At 66.7% G+C, this 22,920-nt stretch carries 11 protein-coding genes and 1 pseudogene; 2 read left to right on the top strand and 10 right to left on the bottom strand.

Annotated features, from left to right (window positions below; all coding sequences use genetic code 11):
• Positions 1-180: 180 nt before the first annotated feature.
• Both M1L61_RS22665 and M1L61_RS22670 read right to left on the bottom strand, forming a co-directional pair.
• Positions 181-1,842, bottom strand: coding sequence for an MFS transporter (locus M1L61_RS22665; protein WP_019337934.1), 1,662 nt, complete (start codon positions 1,840-1,842; stop codon positions 181-183).
• A 110-nt stretch (positions 1,843-1,952) separates the two neighbouring features.
• The gene (locus tag M1L61_RS22670) at positions 1,953-3,380 is read right to left on the bottom strand and encodes a DcaP family trimeric outer membrane transporter (protein ID WP_197654879.1); all 1,428 of its coding nucleotides are present in this window, start codon (positions 3,378-3,380) and stop codon (positions 1,953-1,955) included.
• Positions 3,381-3,625: 245 nt separating this feature from the next.
• Between M1L61_RS22670 and acs the strand changes: the two genes are divergently transcribed.
• Both acs and M1L61_RS22680 read left to right on the top strand, forming a co-directional pair.
• On the top strand, positions 3,626-5,569 hold the full coding sequence (gene acs, locus M1L61_RS22675; protein WP_248854151.1) for an acetate--CoA ligase: 1,944 nt from the start codon (positions 3,626-3,628) through the stop codon (positions 5,567-5,569).
• Positions 5,570-5,690: 121 nt separating this feature from the next.
• Complete coding sequence (locus M1L61_RS22680; protein ID WP_005420420.1) at positions 5,691-6,356, top strand: response regulator transcription factor; 666 nt, start codon at positions 5,691-5,693, stop codon at positions 6,354-6,356.
• 102 nt (positions 6,357-6,458) lie between these two features.
• Here M1L61_RS22680 and M1L61_RS22685 read toward each other — a convergent pair whose 3' ends face one another.
• The 8 genes and pseudogenes from M1L61_RS22685 to glyQ form a co-directional block, all read right to left on the bottom strand.
• On the bottom strand, positions 6,459-6,914 hold the full coding sequence (locus M1L61_RS22685) for a transposase (protein ID WP_019337937.1): 456 nt from the start codon (positions 6,912-6,914) through the stop codon (positions 6,459-6,461).
• A 146-nt stretch (positions 6,915-7,060) separates the two neighbouring features.
• Entirely contained in the window at positions 7,061-7,636 is a 576-nt protein-coding gene (locus M1L61_RS22690) for a manganese efflux pump MntP family protein (RefSeq protein WP_010482394.1), read from the bottom strand.
• Positions 7,637-7,954: 318 nt separating this feature from the next.
• Positions 7,955-11,415: pseudogene (locus M1L61_RS22695) on the bottom strand (PAS domain-containing hybrid sensor histidine kinase/response regulator).
• Positions 11,416-11,550: 135 nt separating this feature from the next.
• Positions 11,551-13,698, bottom strand: a complete 2,148-nt coding sequence (locus M1L61_RS22700; protein WP_049413202.1) for a S46 family peptidase — start codon at positions 13,696-13,698, stop codon at positions 11,551-11,553.
• Positions 13,699-13,877: 179 nt separating this feature from the next.
• Positions 13,878-17,738 carry a translocation/assembly module TamB domain-containing protein gene (locus M1L61_RS22705; protein ID WP_049413205.1) on the bottom strand — a complete coding sequence of 1,287 codons (3,861 nt, stop codon included), beginning with the start codon at positions 17,736-17,738 and terminating at the stop codon, positions 13,878-13,880.
• Entirely contained in the window at positions 17,735-19,531 is a 1,797-nt protein-coding gene (locus M1L61_RS22710) for an autotransporter assembly complex family protein (RefSeq protein WP_197578169.1), read from the bottom strand. Before M1L61_RS22710 ends, M1L61_RS22705 begins: the two co-directional genes overlap by 4 nt.
• Positions 19,532-19,727: 196 nt before the next feature.
• The gene (gene glyS, locus M1L61_RS22715; RefSeq protein WP_197654884.1) at positions 19,728-21,854 is read right to left on the bottom strand and encodes a glycine--tRNA ligase subunit beta; all 2,127 of its coding nucleotides are present in this window, start codon (positions 21,852-21,854) and stop codon (positions 19,728-19,730) included.
• 77 nt (positions 21,855-21,931) lie between these two features.
• Positions 21,932-22,843: a glycine--tRNA ligase subunit alpha gene (glyQ, locus tag M1L61_RS22720; RefSeq protein ID WP_019337946.1), complete on the bottom strand. Its 912-nt coding sequence runs from the start codon at positions 22,841-22,843 to the stop codon at positions 21,932-21,934.
• Between the last annotated feature and the right edge of the window lie 77 nt (positions 22,844-22,920).

Raw genomic sequence — 22,920 nt, forward strand, 5'->3', positions numbered from 1 at the left:
TCGGATGCTTGTCAACCGCGATGATGGCATTGAACGCTGCCTGTTCGCTTCTGCGGAATTTTGTGCCGCGCGTAGCGCGGTCGCCGAGCATCGCTCGGCGCTACAGGGAAACGAAAAGGCCGTGGTCTGCACCACGGCCCCTGAAACCCGGTGGGTGCCGACCGTTGGTCGGCACGCCGGTTATTGGGTGATATCCACGTCCTTGGTTTCGCGCAGGAACAGGCCGCCGATCACCACCGACATCAGCGCGATGATGATGGGGTACCACAGGCCGTAGTACAGGTTGCCGGTACCGGCCACCAGCGCGAACGAGATCGCCGGCAGGAAGCCACCGAACCAGCCGTTGCCGATGTGGTACGGCAGCGACATCGAGGTGTAGCGGATGCGGGTCGGGAACAGTTCCACCAGGTAGGCAGCGATCGGGCCGTAGACCATGGTCACGTACAGCACCAGCAGCCACAGCATGAACACCGTGCCGGCAATGTTGATGCGTGCACCATCGGCCTTGGCCGGGTAGCCGGCGGTGGTCAGGGCGGTCTTCAGTTCCGCACCGAACGCATCGGCCTTGGCCTTGCCGTCTTCCTTGGTCAGGCCGGCGGCCTCATACGAGGTGACGCTGGCGCTGCCCACGTTCACCATCGCCAGCGAACCGGCGGCGGCGGGCTGCACGTCGTACGGCACACCTGCCTTGGTCAGCGCGGCGGTGGCCACGTCGCAGGAGCTGGTGAACTTGCGCAGGCCCACCGGATCGAACTGGAACGAGCAGGTAGCCGGATCGGCCACGACCAGGGCCGGCGAGCTGCTGCGGGCTTCTTCGATGGCCGGGTTGGCGAAGTGGGTCAGGCCCTTGAAGATCGGGATGTAGGTGACGGCGGCCAGCAGGCAGCCGGCCAGGATGATCTTCTTGCGGCCGATACGGTCGGACAGCCAGCCGAAGAAGATGAAGAACGGTACGCCCAACGCCAGCGCGGCCGCGATCAGCAGGTAGGAGGTGGTGGCATCGACCTTCAGCATGCTGCTGAGGAAGAACAGCGCGTAGAACTGGCCGCCATACCAGACCACCGCCTGACCCGCCGCCGCACCGAGCAGGACCAGCAGCATCAGCTTCAGGTTGCCGCCCTTCAGGCTGTCACGGAACGGGGTCTTGGAACCCTTGCCCTCGGACTTCATCTGCTGGAACAGCGGCGACTCGCTCAGCTGCAGGCGGATCCACACTGAGACACCCAGCAGCAGGATCGAGACCAGGAACGGAATGCGCCAGCCCCAGGCTTCGAAGGCTTCATTGCCCAGGAAGTAACGGCAGGCCAGGATGATCAGCAGCGACATGAACAGGCCGAGCGTGGCCGTGCACTGGATGAAGCTGGTGTACAGACCGCGCTTGTCGTCCGGCGCGTGCTCGGCCACGTAGGTGGCGGCACCGCCGTACTCGCCGCCCATTGCCAGGCCCTGGGCCAGGCGCAGGATGATCAGGATCACCGGCGCGGCGAAACCGATCGAAGCGTAGTTGGGCAGCACGCCGACCAGGAAGGTCGAGATGCCCATGATCAGAATGGTGACCAGGAAGGTGTATTTGCGGCCGATGCGGTCGCCGAGGCTGCCGAAGAAGGCCGCGCCGAACGGACGCACGAAGAAGCCGGCGGCAAACGCCAGCAGGGCGAAGATCATGCCCGTGGTTTCATTGACGCCGCTGAAGAACTGCTTGGCGATGATGGCGGCGAGCGAGCCGTACAGGAAGAAGTCATACCACTCGAACACCGTGCCGAGGCTCGAGGCGAAGATGACCTTCTTGTGACCCTTGGTCAGGGTGCCCGCTTTGTGTGCGGTACTGGGTGTGCTGGACATGGGGCGTTTTCCCTCGGTAGATGCCGACCTTGGTCGGCACTCAATTCGGTAGGTGCCGGCCACTGGCCGGCACGCAATCTCTGTAGGTACCGACCTTGGTCGGCACTGCTTTAGAAGCTGTACTTCGTGGTGAACTGCAGCCGGGTGATGTCACCCTTGTTGCCGTTCTCCACTTCGCGACGGCCGTACATCAGCTCCGCACCGATATCGACCTTGGGCAGCGGCGAATAGAAGATGTTGCCGCGGATGCTCTGCACGCTCTTGGTTACCAGCGGGCCGAGGATGCTGTCGTTGTCGTAGTCGCTGCGCGCGTAGATCAGGTTGGTGCGCAACTTCGGCGAGAACGCATGCCGCCAGCCCACGTAGCCGGCAAGCACGCCGGTCGGGTTGAGTTCGTCGCGGGCCACGTCATAGGCACTGTCGGCGGTGATGCCCAGGCCGATGTAGCGGGCGATGCCTTCGCCGCCAGTCAGCTGGTAGTGCAGCGAATCGCTGTCACCCATCACCCACTTGCCGCCCAGGGTCAGGCCGCCGGCCACCTTGTCGGCCTTCGCGCCGGTCGCCTGGTTGTCGACCTTCAACTGGCGGACGATGCCGCCGACACCGAAGGTGCCCCAGTCGCCCTTCCAGCCATAGCGCAGGGTCAGGTCGGGCAGGCTGCCACGGTCGGAGTTGGCGCTGGCGTTGGTCCAGGCGCCGGTGATCGGGTTGCGGGTGCCGGTGAGGGTGGTGGTTTCCGGGTTTTCCAGCGCGACGCTGAAGCCGCCCTGGGTGTAACGCACCTGGGCCTGGCGCACGAAGATCACGCCGTCGGTGGGGCCGACGAAGTCGACCGCTTCCGGCAGTGCGGCCGCGTCCATGAAGTTGGACCAGGTCTGGCCGGCCAGCCAGTTGTTCCAGTACATGTAGGCGTGGCGCAGGGTCACGCCGTAGGTATTGGTGGCAGTCTGGTTGCCCAGCGAGTTGCCGAAGAAGTCCATCTCGAAGAACGCACCGGCCTTGTTGCCCGATTCGCTGACGTTGTCGATGCCCAGGTTGAAGCGCGAGAACTTGGCATGGGCGTTGAAATCGGTGCCCGAGCGCTTGCCGCTGCCGCCGGCGCCTTCCACCGGGGTCTGGCCCGGGAGGTACAGCGAACGGCCGGTGGCGTCGTCGGCCAGCTGGCCATCGCTGGTCTGGGTGGCCAGGAAGTCGGCCTTGATGAAGCCGCCGATCTTGACCGTGGTGCCCGGTGCCGCGCCCGGGGTGAGGGTGGTGACCTGGATCGGCTGCTTGCCGGCCGGCACCTGTGCAACCGGCTTCTGCCCGGCCTGCACCGTGCGCACTTCGGTTACCGCCTGCTGGGTCTGGCTGATCTGGGTCTGTTGTTGTTGCTGCGAAGACAGCAGCAGCTGGACCTGGCGTTCCAGTTCGGCAACGCGTGCTTCCAGTGCCTTCTCTTTGGCGGTCTCTGCGAACGCCATGCCCGGTGCGACCAGGGCGACCAGCAGGCAGGCCGCCAAAGGTGTGCGCACGGCTTTCAACGTACGGTGGCTCATGTTGCCCTCTCTCCCAAGTGGCAAGGTGATGCCGCGCGTGGGGCACGGTCGAGCCGAGACTGCGGGGCGATTATGTATAGCGGCTATTCGCCATTGGTCGAACCCGGCCCTGCAGGGCGCTCACTTTCGACCATGGTCTAACCAAGGTGGTGACGCGGCCGGGGGTGGATGGGGCAAACTGAGGGGGATCGGTCGTTGCGATGCTGCGACCGCACATACAAAGTCAACGTGCAAGTGAGGGTGCCATGGCTGATATCTACCCCGTCGATCCGCAGTTCGCCGCCAAGGCACGCATCGACAAGAAGACCTATGAACAGCAGTACCAGGCGTCGGTGACCGACCCGGATGGATTCTGGGGCAAGGCCGCCGAGCGCCTGCAATGGATGCGCAAGCCGACGAAGATCAAGAACGTCAGCTACGACCTGTCCGACTTCCACATCAAGTGGTTCGAGGATGGTGAGCTCAATGCCAGCGTGAACTGCCTGGATCGCCAGCTCGAGACGCGCGGCGACAAGACCGCCCTGCTGTTCGAGCCGGACGGCCCGGATGCACCGGCCCAGCACGTGACCTATCGCGAACTGTATGAGCGCACCTGCCGCCTCGGCAATGCGCTGCGCAACCTTGGGGTCAAGAAAGGCGACCGCGTCACCATCTACCTGCCTATGATCGTCGACGCCGCAGTAGCCATGCTGGCCTGCGCGCGCATCGGTGCGATCCACTCGGTGGTGTTCGGTGGCTTCGCGCCGAACTCGATCGCCGACCGCGTCAGCGACTGCCAGAGCAAGCTGATCATCACCGCCGACGAGGGCTTGCGCGGTGGCCGCAGGATTCCGCTGAAGGCCAACGTCGATGCCGCGCTGAAGCTGCCGGGCACGAACACGGTTGAAACCGTGCTGGTGGTGCGCCACACCGGCGGCGCGGTGGACATGCAGGCCCCGCGCGACCGCTGGTTCCACGATGTGGTGGACAGCCAGCCGGCCACCTGCGAACCGGAACGCATGAACGCGGAAGACCCGCTGTTCATCCTCTACACCTCCGGTTCCACCGGCAAGCCGAAGGGCGTGCTGCACACCACCGGCGGTTACCTGCTGTACGCGGCCTACACCCATGAAGCGGTGTTCGACCTGCGCGAGGACGACATCTACTGGTGCACCGCCGACGTCGGCTGGGTCACCGGCCACAGCTACATCGTGTACGGTCCGCTGGCCAACGGCGCGACCTCGCTGATGTTCGAAGGCGTGCCGAACTACCCGGATACCTCACGCTTCTGGAACGTCATCGACAAGCACAAGGTGAGCATCTTCTACACCGCCCCGACCGCCATCCGTGCACTGATGCGCGAAGGCGAGGAACCGGTGAAGAAGACCTCGCGCGCGTCGCTGCGCCTGCTCGGCAGCGTGGGCGAACCCATCAACCCGGAGGCCTGGCGCTGGTACTACGAGGTGGTCGGCGACAGCCGCTGCCCAATCGTCGATACCTGGTGGCAGACCGAGACCGGCGGCATCCTGATCTCGCCGCTGGCCGGTGCGATGGATCTGAAGCCGGGTTCGGCCACCCTGCCCTTCTTCGGCGTGCAGCCGGCGCTGGTCAATGCCGATGGCGAGATCCAGGACGGCCCGACCGAGGGCAACCTGATCATCCGCGACTCCTGGCCGGGCCAGATGCGCACGGTGTACGGCGACCACCAGCGTTTCATCGATGCGTATTTCCGCACCTACCCGGGCAGCTACTTCACCGGTGACGGGTGTCGCCGCGACGAAGACGGCTATTACTGGATCACCGGCCGCGTTGACGACGTGATCAATGTGTCCGGCCACCGCATCGGCACCGCCGAAGTGGAAAGCGCGCTGGTCTCGCACCCGAAGGTGGCCGAAGCGGCCGTGGTCGGCTTCCCGCACGACGTGAAGGGCCAGGGCATCTATGCCTACGTGACCCTGGTGGCCGAAGAAGCGCCGAGCGACGAACTGCAGAAGGAACTGGTCGCGTGGGTACGCAAGGAAATCGGCCCGATCGCCACGCCGGACCACCTGCAGTGGGCGCCGGGCCTGCCGAAGACCCGCTCGGGCAAGATCATGCGCCGCATCCTGCGCAAGATCGCCGAGAACGCGCCGGACCAGCTCGGCGACACCTCGACCCTGGCCGATCCGTCGGTGGTGGCGTCGCTGGTGGACGAGCGCAAGGTGCGCTGATGGCGTGACTGCAGGCGCAGGACGCGCCAGGGACGTGGCCGGGAGGAGGGACCCGGCCGCGTCCGACCCGTCCTGCACCTGCCATCACGTCGCTCTTTTTCCTGATCGATAAGCTCGACCCATGACCACCCTCCTGATTGCCGATGACCACCCGCTGTTCCGCGAAGCCCTGCGTGGGGCCGTGCAGCGGGTCATCCCGGGCGTACAACTGTTCGAGGCCGACAGCGTGGAAGCACTGTACGCGCTGGCCGATCAGCACAACGATGCCGACCTGGTCCTGATGGACCTCAACATGCCGGGTGCGCAGGGCTTCAACGCACTCGTGCACATGCGCTCACTGCATCCGCAGCTGCCGGTGGTGGTGGTGTCCGCGCGCGAAGAAGCCACGGTGATGCGTCGCGCGCTCGACCACGGTGCGCTCGGCTTCATTCCCAAATCGGCCGACTCGGACACCATCGGCCATGCACTCGGCACCATCCTCGATGGCGAGACCTGGGCACCGCCGGAGGCGCACAACGTGCCGCCCACCGGCAGCGAAGAACGCGAAGTCGGCCAGCGCCTGCGCGAGCTGACCCCGCAGCAGTTCCGCGTCCTGCAGATGCTCGGCGCCGGCCGCTTGAACAAGCAGATCGCCTACGACCTCAACGTCTCCGAAGCAACGATCAAGGCCCACGTCACCGCCATCCTGCGCAAGCTCGGCGTAACCAACCGCACCCAGGCCGTGCTGATGGCCGGCAAGCTGGCCATCGACGACGACGCCATCGTGCTGCCGCCGGAAGAAGATTGATTGTGACCGACTATGGAGCCGAGCATGGGCTCGGCTCTACAGACGTCATGATGCCCCTGTAGAGCCGAGCCCACGCTCGGCTGCTCTTTGCCTCAATACCAATCACTCCTCAAGCGGCCATCGACTCCACCCATAGGGGTATTCCCCGATGCGCGTGGCCAGCCCAGCACGCACCGGATTGGCCGCGATATACACCGCCTGCGTGTGCAGGCATTCATCGCTGCGCAGCGCGTGGTCGTAGTATCCCGGCTGCCAGATCGGCGCGTTGGCATCAGCGCGCCTGCCGATGGAACGCCCGCTCCGTGATTTGAGGATCTGCATGCAGCCGGCAAGCGTGCCGGTACGGAGTTCGAACAGCCAATGCAGATGATCCGGCATCACCACCCAGGCGAGGGAGGAGGTCCGCCCCGTTCGCTCTACGGTGCGCAGTGCTTCGATCAGCAGATCGACGTTGGCCTTGTCGTCGAACCAAGGACGGCGTGCGCGTGTCACAGCCGTGATCGCGTAGACATTGCCGGTCTGCGACCAGCGACCAAAGCGGAGTGCGGGACTGGCCACGCGAAGAGGCTATGGCACGCATGACAGCCCTTCCATCAGTGCAACACCGCAATGCTTGTCAGCCAACACCCTGAGGTAGAGCCGAGCCCATGCTCGGCTGGCGCGCGAAGCAGCCGAGCATGGGCTCGGCTCTACAGGAACAGGCGTTACCCCACGCCGTGCAGGTGTTCGTACAGGATCGTCGCGCCGATGATCACCAGGATCACGCCACCGATGATCTCGGCGCGCTTGCCGACCATGCTGCCCAGCACGCGGCCGAGCATGATGCCGACGGTGACCATGGTCAGCGTGCACAGGCCGATGACCGCAGCCATCACGCCGATATGCACGTCCATGAAAGCCAGGCCGATACCCACCGCCATCGCATCGATGCTGGTGGCGAAACCGGTCAGCGCCAGCTTCCAGAAGCCGTGGTGCTGCGAAGGATCTTCGTCTTCCTCGGCGCTGTCCGGACGCAGGCCGTTGTAGATCATGTGGATGCCCAGCGCACCGAGCAGGCCGAAGGCGATCCAGTGGTCGAACGCTTCCACGTACTGCAGGGCGGCACGGCCGAGCAACCAGCCGATGATCGGTGTGATCGCCTCGATGACGCCGAAGATGATGCCGGCGCGCAGCGCATCGCGGAACACCGGCTTGCGCATGGCCGCACCCTTGCCGATCGCCGCGGCGAAGGCATCGGTGGACATGGCAAAGCCGATCAGGAGGATCGAAATGGGGGACATTGGCGGCTGCTGAGGTCGGGCTAGGACGGACGCACGGCTCGCGCTCGCGCCCAACCTGACGTTGCGCGCGCGGGCCGCTGGTCTCGCCAACCATCATGGTTGTCCACGCCACGGCGCACTGGCCGAGTGTGTTGACGTGGACGATTCCTGCGAAGGAATCCGGCTACTCCCCAAGGGGACGCGCAGCTTAGCACCGCGATTCGCGCATGGCGCATCTGCGGCGAAACGCGCAGGCAGGGCTGGTTTGTATAGCGATGGCTATATCAGCCCCGCACTGCGTGCCGGAGCCGAGCGTAGGCTCGGCTCTACAGTTGCCCGTCAGGCATCGTTGTTGCCGGCATCGCGCAGCGCGCCCAGGAAGGCGCGCAGCGAGGCCGGCTTGATCGGCTTGGTCAGCACGCGGTAGCCGCGTTCGCGCGCCATCCGCTTCAACTCGTCGCGACCATCGGCGGTCAGCAGCGCGCCGGGCAACGGGTAGCCCGCAGCCTCGCGAAGTGCCACCAGCGCATCCAGGCCATCCATGCGGTCGTGCAGGTGGTAGTCCACCAGCATCACCTGCGGGCGCTCGGCGATCTTCTCCAGCGCCTGGTCGACGGTGGCGGCAGTGATCACCTGCACCTGCCAACGGCCAAGCAATGCACGCATGCCGTCGAGGATCTCCTCATCGTTGTCCACGCACAGCACGCGCAGGCCGGCCAGCGAATCGCTGCGCACCGGTGCGGCCACCGCCTGTACCGGCGTGGCCAGCTCGGCGTAGCCCGGCAACGGCGCCACACGCGGCAGGATGATCGAGAACATCGAGCCGCTGCCGACGCGGCTGCGCGCATTGAGGCGATGGTCAAGCAGGCGCGAGATGCGCTGGCAGATCGACAGGCCCAGCCCCAGACCCTGCTCGCCCCAGTCGAACGGCTGCTGGTAACGGTGGAACTCATCGAAGATCTGCCGCATGTGGTGCTCGGGAATGCCGGGACCGGTATCCCATACCTGCAGCTCCACTTCGTCGCCACGATGGCGCACCGCCAGCACGATGCGCCCCTGGCGGGTGTAGCGCAACGCGTTGGCCAGGAAATTCTGCAGCACGCGGCGCAGCAGGCGGCGATCACTGCGTACCCACGCCGGGCGCGCGAACAGGTCCAGGCGCAGGCCACGACCGGCGGCGACCGGCGTGTACTGCGCCGCCAGTTCGCGCATCAACGCACTCACGTCGAACTCGCCGATGACCGGGTGCAGGCCACCGGCATCCAGCCGCGACACGTCCCCAGCAGGCCATCCAGCAGTTCTTCGGCCGCGCGCAGCGACGCATCCACGCGTTCGGCCAGGTGCTTCTGCTCATCGCTCACGTGGTCGCTGTCACGCAACGCCGAAGCGAACAGGCGCGCGGCGTTCAGTGGCTGCAGCACGTCATGGCTGATCGCTGCCAGGAAACGCGTCTTCGACTGCTGCGCGACCTCGGCCTCGTGCGAGCGCTCGGCCACGCGCTGTTCCAGCGTCTCGTTGGCTTCCAGCAGTGCTTTTTCCGCGTGCTTGTAGTCGGTGATGTCGTTGTAGCTGGTCACGTAACCGCCGCCGGGCAGCGCCTGCCCGCGCATCTCGATCACCTTGCCGTCGCTGCGGGTGCGCTCGAACACGTGCGGTGAACCGGCGCGCATGTAGCCGATGCGGCGGTTGATCTGCACTTCGATATCGCCCTCGCCCAGTTCGCCGCGCTCGGCGTTGTAACGGATCAGGTCGGCCACCGGGCGGCCCACGTAGAGCATCCCGTCGGGGTAGCCGAACATGTCCTGGTACCGGCGGTTCCATGCGGTCAGGCGCATGTCCGGATCGACCACGCTGACCCCGGCGCTGATGTTCTCCAGCGTGGTCGACAGGATCTCGCGGTTGAAGCGCAGCTCCTGCCCGGCTTCGTCCAGCACTGCCACCACTTCGCCCAGGTCCATGCCCGAGCCACGCAGCAGGCTGGTCAGCAACAGGCGTGCGGATGCCGCGCCGATCGACGCGGCCAGCAGGCGTTCGGTGAACTGCACCCACGGGCGGTCTGCAGGCGCGGAGGATTGCAGTTCACGGCCCAGCGACTGCGCCTGCTCGAAGAACGAACGCCGCGCATGGCGCTCGCCGACCACGCGCGAGGCCAGTGCCAGCAGATCGCCCACATGCACGTGGCCGGGCCAGCCACCGGCCACCGACGGGCGCTCGGCATAGGGGTCGAGGAACGGCGCGGCGCGCAGCCGCTCGTCCACACCGGGGCGCCAGCGCGCGGACACCAGCATCATCGTCGCCGCGTTGACCAGCAGCGACCAGAACGTGCCGTGGGTCAGCGGATCCCAGCCGGTCATGCCGAACAGCTGCTGCGGACGCAGCCACTCGATGCCGAACGGACCGTGCTGCACCCAGGCGGCATCAACCCAGCCGGCCATGGTCATCGCCGGCAGCAGCAGCGTGTACAGCCATGTCGCGAAGCCGAGCAGCATGCCCATCTCGACGCCACGCCGGCTGGCGCCACGCCAGTACAGGCCGCCGATCAGGCCCGGTGCGAACTGCGCCACTGCAGCGAACGCCATCAGGCCGTACGACGCCAGCGTGCTGTCGTTGCTGCTGGTGCGGTAGTAGCTGTAGGCCATCAGCGCCAGCAGCAGGATCGCCAGGCGGCGGATCCACAGCACGCGCGAGGCGACGTCGGCGGCTTCCTGATGGTCGCCACTGCGGCGCAGCAGCACCGGCATCACCAGGTCGTTGCTGACCATGGTGGCCAGCGCGATGGACGACACGATGACCATGCCGGTGGCCGCCGAGAAGCCGCCCACATAGGCGATCAGCGCCAGCGCATTGCGGCCTTCGGCCAGCGGCAGGGCCAGCACCATCGAATCGTCGGCGACGCTGCCGCCGGTGCCGAACAGGGTCACGCCGGCGGTGGCGATTGGCAGCACCATGCCCGAGATCAGCACAAGATAGCCACCGAACATCCAGCGCGCGCGGCGCACATCGCGCACGTCACCACATTCGACCACGGCCACGTGGAACTGGCGCGGCAGGCAGATGATGGCCAGGAAACTCAGCAGCGTCTGCGAGATGAATCCCACCGGCGGCAGGCCGGTGAACAGCGTATGCACCGACTCGACCACCGCGTCGGTGCGGTTGCTCAGCCACAGGTAGGCGAACACGCCCACCGCCACCATCGCCAGCAGCTTGATCACCGATTCGAAGGCGATCGCCAGCATCATGCCGTGGTGGTGCTCGGTGGCATCGACCTGGCGGGTGCCGAACAGGGTGGCGAACAACGCCATCAGCAGCGCCACGTACAGCGCCGGATCGGTGAAGAAGCCGGTCGGGCCGGTGTTGCCGGTCAGTACCTGCAGGCTCATCGCCACTGCTTTGTACTGCAGCGCCAGGTACGGAATGATGCCGATCAGCGCGATGATCGCCACCAACGCCGCCAGCCGCCGCGAACGGCCGAAGCGCGAGGAGATGAAATCGGCGATGGAAACCACGTTCTGGCTGCGCGCGATCAGCGCCAGGCGCTCGATGATGCGCCAGCCGAACAGCAGCAGCAGCAGCGGGCCGATGTAGATGGGCAGGTAGCCCACGCCGTTGCGCACGGCGGTGCCGACCGCGCCGTAGAAGGTCCACGACGAGCAGTACACGGCCAGCGCCAGGCTGTAGACCACCGGCCGCAGCCACGGCCGGTCGGGATACATCGGTCGACGGTCACCCCACCACGCCACGCCGAACAGCAGCGCAGCATAGGCAACCGAGACCAGCAGCAGGATCCAGCTGGAGACCACGCGTGCGTTTCCGTCGGAAGAACCCGCAGTGTAGGCCAGGCGTGGCCGGGGGTGCGGGCTCGTTGGGGGCAACCACCCCCACCAGGGTGGGGGCCTACGCGGTGCGGGCCACGACCGTTGGTCGTGGCCGGCTCCTTACTGGGCCGGCACGCCCATTTCCTTCAGCAGCTCGGGCGCCGGGTAGACTTTGGCCAGCAGCCAGCGCAGGTAGCGCATGTCTACGTGCACGGCGCGCTTGTAGCGCGGATCGAACCACCAGCTGGCGCTGACCGACTCCCAGTTGCTGTCGAAATTCAGGCCGATCAGTTCGCCCTTGGCGTTGAGCACCGGCGAGCCGGAGTTGCCGCCGGTGGTATCCAGGTTGGTCAGGAAATTGACCGTCTGGGTCTTCAGCGCCGGGTCGGCGGTGCTGCCGAAGTCGCCCTTGGCGATCGCCGCCAGCAGCGGCTTGGGTGCGTCGAACGGATAGGCGTTGGTGTTCTTCTCGACAATGCCGGCCACGGTGGTCACCGGCGAATAGGTCACGCCATCACGCGGGTGCAGCGCCTCGACCTTGCCGTAGCTGATGCGCAGGGTGCGGTTGGCGTCCGGGTACACCGCACGGCCCTGCTTGGCACGCCAGGCGAACAGCGCCTGCATGTACGCCGGGCGCAGGCGCAACTGCTCGCCTTCGCGGGTCTTGCTCTCGTTCTCGATGCGCAGCTGCGCGGCCACCAGCGGGCCGGCCACGGCGATCAGCGGATCGGCGGCAAGTGCCTTGCCCTCGCGTGCGGCAGTGAAGCGCGACAGGCGCTGCGCCTCGTCACCCAGCTGGGTGCCGGCATAGAGGGTGCCCAGCGCCTTGGCCAGCTGCTCCGGGGTACGGCCGAAGGCCGCGTCGAACTCGGCCACGCGCTGCGCGTCCGGCAGCTGCTGGTAGCGGGTCAGCAAGGTGGTCAGCAGGGCCTTCTCGACCTCCGGTGCGTAGCGGCGCTGGACCTGCTTGAGCACGCCTTCGATCATCGCCTGGTCGCGCTGCTGGTAACCGCTCTCGCGCTGCGCGTCCGGCTTGGCCGATTCGATGCGCAGGCGCTCCAGCAGCAGTGCCGAGCGCAGCAACTGGCTCTGCGCAGCCATCTGATCCAGCAGCAGGTCACGCTCGCCCACCGCCGCACCCTGCGACAGGTTGGCCAGCAGCGCCTTGATGTCGCCCTGGTACTTGCGGTCGGTGGCAGCCAGCATCGCCGTCTCGTCGGCGGCACGCTGGGCCTTGGCGTCGCTGCGCAGCAGGCCTTCCAGCTCACCGGCGGCGCGCTTGCGGTTGTTCTTCAGCGACTGCAGCTGCGAGGCGTAGCGGGTACGCGCCTGCGCATCCTTGGCGGTGGCGGCCTCGATGGTGTCGATCATCTGCTGGAACACCGACACGCGGCGCGGCAGCACGGTATCGATCTGGCCGGCGAACTCGGCGGCGGTACGGTGGCGGTAGGTGATGCCCGGGTAACCGGCGAGCATCGCGTAGTCGCCTTCCTTCGGGCCTTCCACCGACATCTGCAGGTGTGCCGGTGCCTGGTAGGGCACGTTGTCCTTGCTGTAGGCGGCCGGCTTGCCGTCCTTGCCCACGTAGGCGCGCAGCAGGGTGAAGTCGCCGGTGTGGCGCGGCCACATGAAGTTGTCGATCTCATCTCCGTAGTTGCCGATCGCACGCGGCGGCGCATACACCAGGCGCACGTCGCTCAGTTCCAGCTGGGCGATGCGGTAGAAGTCGGTGCCGTAGTACATGTTGGCCACCGAGCAGCGCACGCTGCCGTCCTTCTCGCACTCGGCCACGATCTGCTTGCTGGCCGCATCCACCGCATCGAAGTAGGCGCGACCGGTCTTGCCACGCGCCTGCGCCAGCACCTGGTCGGTCACCTTGTCGAAGCCGACGGTGACCAGCACGCGGAAGTCCGGGTTGGCCGGACGCTCGTCGGCACGGTCCTGGGCGATGAAGCCACCGTTGATCAGGTCGTGCTCGGGCGAGCTGTTGTACTGGATCACGCCCATCGCCACGTGGTGGTTGGTCAGCAGCAGGCCGTCGGCGGACACGAACGAACCGGTGCCGCCACCGGCGCGCACCACCGCGCTCAGCGGCGGCGCAGTGACGTTGGCCAGGTCGGCCGGATTGCCCTTGAAACCGGCTGCCTGCAGCGGCTTGGCCAGTTCCGGCAGCTGGGTCGGCATCCACATGCCTTCGTCGGCGTGGGCACCGGCGGCGAGGGTCAGGCCCAGGGCCAGGGCGGTGGGAAGGGCTTTGCGTGGTGACATGAGGCAATCCGGTACGACAGAACAGCCCGGGACCATAGCCGCTGGGGCCGGATGGGGCAACGGCCGATGGTTGGGGGCCTGTCAGGTAGAGCCGAGCCCATGCTCGGCTGCTCTTCCTGCAGCCCGCGCTGCGCGCGTAAGCCGAGCATGGCTCGGCTCTACAGGGATGCCACGGCGGGTTATTTCTCCCGCCGCCAGTTGATCGACCCACGGTTTTCCACCGTGCTCGATTCCACTTCCACGTCGAAGCCGCGACGCAGCAGGTACTTCAGCGTGATCACCGAACCGGCACCGACCAGCGACACGCCGTAGCCGACGTACAGCTTGGGCGAGATGTACTTGCCGACGCCGATCACCGAGCCGCCCAGCGCGCGCGACTGGCTCACACCGGCGTCGTCCAGGCCCAGCTTGGCGCCCAGCTGCGAAGCCAGCAGGCCGCTGCCGGCCGAGAGCGCTGCGGAAGCCGCGTTGACCTGCTGGGTCTGGTCGCTGCTGGCACCGGTCAGGCTGCGGCCCAGCACCAGGTAGGCCAGTGCTTCGGACTGCGACATCGCCGGCTCGGACCACACGTCCGCACGCGGCTGCTGCGCACGCCCGGTCACGTCGATGCCGGCGGTGACATCACCGATCCGGCGCTCGGCACGGATGTTGATGCGCGGGTCGGACACCGCGTTGTAGTTCCAGGTGAGGTTGCCACGGGTGATGGTCAGGTCCTGCCCATACGCCTTGTAGCGGCCACTGACTTCCAGCCCGCCATTGGCGGTCATTTCGCGGCCAGGCTTGGCCCAAACCTGCATCTTGCCGGTCAGCGCACCCTTCAGGCCGAAGCCGGTCATCTTCACCTTGTCGCCAAGGCTGACGGTCAGGTCCATGTCCAGCGGCGAGGTGCGCGACTCCTCCGGATCGGCCGGGTCCAGCACCACCACGTCTTCGGACACCGAGGTGCCACGGTCCAGGCGCTCAAGGTCGATATCGGCGTCGGGCACGTGCACGGTGCCACGCAGCTCCATCGCCGCCTTGGCCAGGGTGAAGTCGAGGTTGGGATTGGCGACGATGCGCAGCTCGCTGGTGTTGGACAGAAGCACGTTTTCGCCGTGGATCTTCAGCTGCAGCGGCTGTGCATCGCCAAACCAGGACAGGCCACCATCCACGTACAGCGTGCCCTGACCAGAGTTGGCCTGCGCGGTGATCTTGGCCGAACCGTCGGGCTGCGCCACGAAGCTGCCCTTGCCCTGGTCGAAGGTCAGGCCCAGCGCGGGGAATTCACCCTTGAAGTTGCTCAGCTGCGCGTCGCCACCCAGCGACGGCTGGCCACGCGTACCACGCAGGCTGACGTGGCCCTCGATCAGGCCGGTCGGTCGCACGATGTCCGGCGAGAACAGCTCCAGCCAGTACAGCCGCGACATATTGAGGTAGAGCTCGCCGTTCAGCGGTGCACTGGCTTCCCAGCCGGTCTGCATCCTGGCATCGACGAAGCCGTTGCCCTGGAAGCCCATGCCCAGATAGCCCTTGATGCTGGCTGGGGTCATGTCGAGCTTGAGCGAGAACTGGTCATAGCGCACCAGCTCGCCGCGGGTGGTGTCCCCCACGGTGTTGCGGTTCTCACCCAGGCGCACGCCGCCTTCCTTCGAGCGCACTTCCACATGGCCTTCCCATGCATTGCCGCGCGGGCGGATCTGCGCGTCCAGGCTGACATCGCCACGCAGGTAGATGCGACGGCCGGACTGCGGTGGCAACCACGGCTGCACCAGCGCAAGCGGCAGTGCATCACTGCGCACCACCAGGCCCTCGCGCGGCCAGTTGGCCTGTGCGCACAGCGTGCCGCTGCTGGTCGCGGCCAGGCACGCTTCGCCCAGGGTGTAGGTGCTGCCGTTGATCGCGAACGCCGCCGGTGCACGCAGCGACCAGGCATCGCCCTTCACCGGTGCGATGCGCAGCGCGGCCAGCTCGCCACGCCACTGCGCGCCCTGCTGGCGGACGCTGCCCTGCAGCTCGATCGCGCCCATCTCGTTGCGGGTCTGCGCCGCCAGGCGCAGGTTGGAGACACTGCCCTGCGCATCCACGTTCAAGCGTTCCAGCAGCATGCCGGCATTGACCTGCTGGCCCTGGATCGCCAGCGTGCCGCTGTCGCCGCGCCATGGCAGGTGGCCCTTGATGCTCACGCTCTCGGCGCCGTAGCCGTCCCAGTTGAGGTTGTTGCCGACCAGGTCGGCGGTGATGTCCGGCGCATCGCGCGGGCCCTTCACCTGTACCTGGCCACGCAGGCCGCCATCGGCGCCCGGCAGCAGATCGCTCAGCTGCAGTGGCTCGAAGCGTGCATCGATGTCGAGGCGATCACCGACCTTGCCCGACGCGGTCACCCGGCTGCTGCCCAGCGACAGCTTCAGGTCACCCTGGCCCTGCGCGCCCTGCAGCGCGAACTTGCCCTGCGCGTCGAGGTTGCGCTGGCGCAACACGCCCTTCAACGACGGCAGATCGACCGTGGCTTCCAGCGTGCCGGCGGTACCCGGCGGTGCGTTTGCCGGCGGCGGCAGCTGGCGGCCCTTGGAGGCCAGGTTGCCGGACAGGCGGCCATTCCAGCCCGGCACGAAATAGCCGGGGTCGAAATCCTTCAGCGTGGCCTTGGCATCCCAGTCCAGCTGCGGTGCCCACGCCACCTGGCCTTCCACCTGCAGCTGGCCACCCGGCGTCTGCGCCTGCAGCTGGTGGATCGACGCGGCCTGATCGTTGCCGCGCACGTCGAAGTGCAGCTGCGCCTTCTGCGCGTCGCGCTCGACCTCGGCGCGGCCGATCGCCGCCCAGGCCTTCAGGGTACCGGCCAGACCGAAGCGTGCTTCCTTCAGGGTGACCGGCACCGGTGCGCTGCCGGCGGTGTTCGGATCGGGCGCCGGTACGTAGGTCAGATCATGGGCGACCACCGAGAAGTTGAGCTTCTGCTGGTCTTCCTGGCTGAAATCGGCGGTGCCTTCCAGGCGCACCTCACCGCCAAGCCCCTTCACCAGCAGCGGTGAGACCTTCAGCACCTGGTCCTTCAGCGACACCACCGACGGTGCCAGTTCCAGTGCCTGATCGCCCTGCTTCACCTTGCCACGCAGGTTGGCGTTGCCGCCCTTGCCGGCGGCGGTGAAGTCCAGTGCCAGTGGTGCGATCGCCGAGCTGGCCAGTGCCGGCGACAGCAGCGCCAGATCCAGCTCGTCGCTGCGGATGCTGGCGCTCCAGCTCGGATCGGTGCGGCCATCGAACACCAGCATCGCGTGCAGCGGCTTCGGCGCGCGCCCAGCTACGGCCACCTCCATGTGCGACAGGTCACCACGGGCGACCAGGCCGACGGTGGCGGCCGTGCGGCCACGCGGCGCCGGCAGCACGGCGGTGACGGTCACGTCGGTGTCGTAGTCCTTGGCCGGGATATAGCGGCCCTGGGCAGTGAAATTGCCCATGTCGCTGTCCACCACCAGTTTGTGCGCCTGGAACTCGCCGTTGGCGATCTCGATGCCGCCACGCACGCGGCTGATGTCGATCACCGGCTCGTTGGCCTGGCTGATGCGGAAGCCATCGATGGCGATGGCATCGGCCTGGATCGCCAACGGCATCTCGATCTGCGGCAGCGAATCCGGCCACGACGGCAGCTTGAACGGCTCGTCACTCTTGGCCAGGTTCAGCGTCGCGTTGGTCAGCTCCAGCTTGTCCAGCAGCAGCTTGCGGCCCAGCAGCGGGCGCAGGTCCGGCTCCAGGTGCGCACGCTCGGCGTGGAAATGGATGTCGTCATAGCGGAAGTCGACGTTGTACAGGGTCAGCGGGCCGGCCACCGGGCCGTCCACCTTGTCCCAGGTGAAGCTGGCGCCCACCGGCAGGCGCGCCACCACCTGTGCCAGCAGCACATCGCGGCCGGCCACGGTCTGCAGCAACCAGTACACCGCCAGCAGGGCCAGCAGCACCAGGCCCAGCACGCCCACACCCGACCAGGCCCAGAAGCGGCGGCGGCGGTAGAAGCGCACGCGCGGCGGCGTGGTCGGGTTCGGAGTGGGTGCGGGCGTACTCACAGGTCCGCTCCGATGTTGAGGTACAGCTGGAACTGCGAATCGGGGTTGTTCAGGCCATGCGCCACGTCGATGCGCACCGGGCCCACCGGCGATTTCCAGCGCACGCCGAAGCCGACGCCGGTGTGCAGATCAATGGTGTTGTCGAAGGCGCTGCCGGTATCGACGAACACCGCCGCACCCCAGGGACCACCATTGAAGTAGTGCTCGTACTCGGCCGAGCCGATCACCAGGTTCTTGGCACCCAGCGCGTATTTGTCCGGTGCAGGGGTCCGCGGGCCCACCTCGCGGTAGGCATAGCCGCGGATGCTGCGGTCACCACCGGCGAAGTAGCGCAGGCTCGGCGGCATCGCCACCAGATCGCTGGTCCAGGTGGTGCCACCCTCGCCGCGCAGGATCAGGCGGTTGCTTTCGCCCACCGGGATGTACCAGCGCAGCACGGCGTTGGCCTGCACGAAGCTGGTGTCCGAGCCGGCACCTTCAACGCCGGCACGCATGGTCGCGGTACCGCTGATGCCCTTGCGCGGGAACAGTTCGTCATCGACGTTGACGTAGTCAGCGACCAGCTGCGGGTAGACCAGCGTCGAGGTGTTGTAGACCGCGTCGGTGAATTCGGTGCCGGAGGCATAGCGCCAGCGCTCGCGCAGCGCGTTGATCGAGGCGATCGCGGTCCAGTGTTCGTTGATCTCGCCGCTGCGGCTGGCGATCAGCTTGAAGTTGCGCAGGTCGATGTAGTCGGTCTGCTCGTCGTAGGCGCTGGCAGCGAAGGTGTACCAGCCATCAAGCCAGTTGAAGGCCGGAATGCGGTAGCTGGTGACCAGGCTCTTGCGCTTCTGCGCATAGTCCAGCTGCGTGTTCATCTTGTGGCCGCGGTTGTTCAGCCACCGCCGTTCGATGCCACCGCGCACACCCGGGCCACTCTCGCTGCCGTAGCTCAGACCCGCGGTGTAGATGGTGCGCTTGGCACGGGTCAGCTTCACATCCACTGGCACTTCGCCATTCGCATCGGCCTGGTCGGGCCGCGGCTGGATGTCGATCACGCTGAAATAGTCCAGCTTGGTCAGCGACTCGCGCAGCCGGTCCAGCTTGCCCTCATGGAAATAGCTGCCCTGGTCCCAGTACACCAGCGGGTCGAACAGCTTGTCGACGAAGTAATCCTGCTCGAAACGCACCGGCCCCATGTTGTAGCGGCGACCGCTGTCCCAGGTCAGGTCGATGTCGGCGGCGTTGTCGGCACGGGTGATCTGCACCTGGCGCTGGGTGTAGTCGGCATCGAAATAACCACGCTCCGCCAGGCGACGGGTGACGGTGATCTTGCTGGCTTCGTACTGCGTGTGCTCGAAACGCTGGCCCTTGCGCGGCTTGAACGCGGCCAGGTCGTCCTGCAGGTACTGGTCGTACATCGCCGGTCCGGTGATGTCGATGTGCTCGCGGCGGACGGTCACCGGGGTGCCCTTGTCGACATGGATCAGCACGCGCACGTGCTCGTCCTCGCGCGGCGCCTCGACCTTGATCACCGGGTTGTAGTACCCGAACGGTTCCAGTGCCTGGCGGGTCTGCCGCTCGGCCTGCGACAGCAGGTACTCCAGGCGCGATTCGCCCTGTTCCTTGCCGATCGTGTCGTACAGCGACAGCGATTCCTGGATGTTCTCGATGATTGCGGCGTCGTCGCCCTTGTCCAATCCCTTGATGTCCACCTTGTCGATGGTGCCGCGCGCGTGGACCACAGAGGTGGCGGCCAGCGACAGGACCATCAGCGGCAGGGCGTATTTCTTTGGCTGCATGCGGCACAGCATACCGACCGAAGGTGACGATGCGAAATGCATCACGTCATTGGGGATCGGTTGTTAAGTGGCGGTCAAAATACGCGCCTTTGTGGCGATCATCGTGATCGCAGGCGAGGATGCCGGCATCGTGCGCGATGCCGGCAATGACCCCGATGGACATCCACCGGCACTACCGGTGGGTGCCAAGCATGCTTGGCACTACATCTCAGCTCGACAGATGCTCGATTGCCGCGACCTTGCCCAGGCGCTCGCCCAGCATCGTCAGCAGCGCCAGGCGGTTGCCACGCAGCGCCGGATCTTCCGCGTTGACCATCACGCCATCGAAGAACGCGTCGACCTGCGGGCGCAGGCGCGCCAGGCGCGCCAGCACGGCCACGTAATCCTTCTGGTGGAGGCTGGCGCCGGTGTCGTCGATGGCGGCGGTGACCGCTTCAGCCAGTGCGCGCTCGGCGTCTTCCTGCAGCAGCGCCGGGTCGATCTGGGCCGGGATGTCGCCCTCGGCCTTGCGCAGGATGTTGCGGATGCGCTTGTTGGCCGCAGCCAGTGCTTCGGCTTCCGGCAGCGCGGCGAAGGTGCCGATGGCATCCAGGCGGCGGTCGAAGTCATACAGCGAGGCCGGCTTCAGCTCGGCCACGGCGTTGAAGTGCGTGGCCGGCACGCCCTTGTCGGCGTAGTAGCCCTTCAGGCGGTCGAGGATGAAGTCGTACAGCTCAATCACTTCGGTGAGCGACTGCCCTCCCCATTGAGCGACTTGACGCCCAATGTGTACGGCAGGACCTGGCATTGCCTTGAGATTGAGCTTCACAGCATCTTCCAGCAGCGCGCGCAGGTCCAGCTCGAAGCCGCTTTCGATGATCGTGCGGGCCAGGCCCAGCGCGTTGCGGCGCAGGGCGAACGGGTCCTTGTTGCCGGTCGGCTTCAGGCCTGCGGCGAAACCACCGGCCAGGGTGTCCACGCGTTCAGCAATCGCCAGCACCTTGCCCAGCGGCGACAGCGCGATGTCGTCACCGCCGAAACGCGGCTGGTAGGCCTCGTCGATGGCCAGCGCCACCTCCTGCGATTCACCACCGGCCACGGCGTAGTGGCGGCCGGCGATGCCCTGCAGTTCCGGGAATTCGTTGACCATGCGCGACTGCAGGTCGTTCTTGGCCAGCTCGGCAGCCCGCTTGGCCTGCGCGGCGTCGGCACCGACCTGCGGCGCGATCACTTCGGCCAGGGCAGCCACGCGCGCCACCTTGTCGGCCACGCTGCCCAGCTTGGCCTGGTAGGTCACCGTCTTCAGGCCGTCGCCCATCGATACCAGACCCTGCTTCAGGTCCTCGTCGAAGAAGAACTTGGCATCGGCGAAACGCGGACGGATCACGCGCTCGTAGCCCTTGGCCACTTCGGCCACGTCCTTCGATTCGATGTTGGCGATGCCGATGAACTTCTCGGTCAGGGTGCCGGCGGCATCCAGCACCGGGAAGAACTTCTGGTTGATCTCCATCGTCTCGATCAGCGCTTCCTGCGGCACCGCCAGGAACGCGCGCTCGAAGCTGCACAGCACCGCCGACGGCCACTCGACCAGGTTCACCACCTGCTCCAGGTTGTCGTCGGTGATGCGGGCGCTGCCACCGGCCTTGGCCGCAGCGGCCTCGACCTCGGCGACGATGCGCGCACGGCGCTCGCTCGGATCGACCAGCACGAACGCGGCGCGCAGGGCTTCAACGTAGTCCTGCGGCTGTGCCAGCGACACGGTCTGGTCGTGGTGGAAGCGGTGGCCACGGCTCACGCGGCCGGCCTGCAGGCCGAACAGTTCGGCCTCGACCACGTTGGCGCCGTGCAGCAGTACCAGCCAGTGCGCCGGGCGCGCGAAGCCCCAGGCGTGGTCGCCCCAGCGCATCGGCTTGGGAATCGGCATTGCCGCGATTGCCTCGCGCAGGATCTCCGGCAGCAGGCTGGCAGTGCTCGCGCCCGGGGTCACCGCGCGGTGCACGAAGCGCTCACCCTTGTTGTCGGTGGTCTTCTCCAGCGCGGTCCAGTCGATCCCGGCCTTGGCGGCGAAACCCTGCAGGGCCTTGGTCGGCTGGCCTTCGGCGTCCAGCGCGATGTTCAGGTACGGGCCCAGCACTTCGCTGTGCTGCTCAGGCTGTTCCAGGCCGACGCCCGGCAGCAGCACGGCCAGTCGGCGCGGGGTCGACAGCGGGCGCGCATCGCCCAGTTCCAGCGCGACGCCGCGCTTGCGCAGGCCTTCGACAACACCGTCGAAGAACGCCTGGGCCAGGCCCGGCAGCGCCTTGACCGGCAACTCCTCGGTGCCCAGTTCGATCAGCAGGGGGGACAATTGGCTCATCGGTTCGATCCTGTGGTGGGGGCGCAGCGCGCAACGCGTCCGGCGCCCCGGAAGTTGAGAGAGGGAGGGAGCGGCCGTCAGGCCTTCTTCGCGCCCGGGAAGCCCAGCTTCTCGCGCTGCTCGTAGTACGCCTTGGCCACCGCCTGGGCCAGCGCGCGCACGCGCAGGATGTAGCGCTGGCGCTCGGTCACGCTGATCGCACGGCGTGCATCGAGCAGGTTGAAGGTGTGGCTGGCCTTCATCACCTGCTCGTAGGCCGGCAGCGGCAGGTTCACTTCCACCAGCTTCTGCGCTTCACGCTCGCAGGCGTCGAAACGGTGGAACAGCTCTTCCACGTCGGCGTATTCGAAGTTGTAGGTGCTCTGCTCCACCTCGTTCTGGTGGTAGACGTCACCGTAGGTCACCGGCTGGCCGTCCGGGCCGTAGGTCCAGACCAGGTCGTAGACGTTGTCGCAGTTCTGCAGGTACATGCACAGGCGCTCGAGACCGTAGGTGATCTCGCCCAGCACCGGGCGGCATTCCAGGCCACCGGCCTGCTGGAAGTAGGTGAACTGGGTCACTTCCATGCCATTGAGCCAGACTTCCCAGCCCAGGCCCCAGGCGCCCAGGGTCGGCGATTCCCAGTTGTCTTCCACGAAGCGCAGGTCGTGCACCAGCGGATCGATGCCCAGTGCCTTCAGCGAATCCAGGTACAGCTGCTGGATGTTGTCCGGCGCCGGCTTCATCGCCACCTGGTACTGGTAGTAGCGCTGCAGGCGGTTCGGGTTCTCGCCGTAACGGCCGTCGGTCGGGCGTCGCGACGGCTGCACGTAGGCCGCGTTCCAGCTTTCCGGCCCGATCGCACGCAGGAAGGTGGCCGGGTGGAAGGTACCGGCACCCACCTCCAGGTCGAGCGGCTGGATGAGCACGCAGCCCTGCTGGGCCCAGAACTGGTTCAGGGTCTGGATCAGTCCCTGGAAGGTGATCGGAACGGTCGGGGTCGCGGACATGCGTACGAGTCTTGGCCGGCAAGGGGGTGCGCTAGTATAACGGCCGACCTGCGGGGCATTCCGTACCCGGGAGGAGC

Source organism: Stenotrophomonas sp. NY11291 (assembly GCF_023277365.1).
Lineage (GTDB): Bacteria > Pseudomonadota > Gammaproteobacteria > Xanthomonadales > Xanthomonadaceae > Stenotrophomonas > Stenotrophomonas geniculata.

Bases quoted from the DNA above. Each gene is read 5' to 3' on its own strand.
- M1L61_RS22665 (WP_019337934.1), bottom strand. From the start codon at position 1,842: ATGTCCAGCACACCCAGTACCGCACACAAAGCGGGCACCCTGACCAAG.
- M1L61_RS22670 (WP_197654879.1), bottom strand. From the start codon at position 3,380: ATGAGCCACCGTACGTTGAAAGCCGTGCGCACACCTTTGGCGGCCTGC.
- acs (WP_248854151.1), top strand. From the start codon at position 3,626: ATGGCTGATATCTACCCCGTCGATCCGCAGTTCGCCGCCAAGGCACGC.
- M1L61_RS22680 (WP_005420420.1), top strand. From the start codon at position 5,691: ATGACCACCCTCCTGATTGCCGATGACCACCCGCTGTTCCGCGAAGCC.
- M1L61_RS22690 (WP_010482394.1), bottom strand. From the start codon at position 7,636: ATGTCCCCCATTTCGATCCTCCTGATCGGCTTTGCCATGTCCACCGAT.
- M1L61_RS22700 (WP_049413202.1), bottom strand. From the start codon at position 13,698: ATGTCACCACGCAAAGCCCTTCCCACCGCCCTGGCCCTGGGCCTGACC.
- M1L61_RS22710 (WP_197578169.1), bottom strand. From the start codon at position 19,531: ATGCTGTGCCGCATGCAGCCAAAGAAATACGCCCTGCCGCTGATGGTC.
- glyS (WP_197654884.1), bottom strand. From the start codon at position 21,854: ATGAGCCAATTGTCCCCCCTGCTGATCGAACTGGGCACCGAGGAGTTG.
- glyQ (WP_019337946.1), bottom strand. From the start codon at position 22,843: ATGTCCGCGACCCCGACCGTTCCGATCACCTTCCAGGGACTGATCCAG.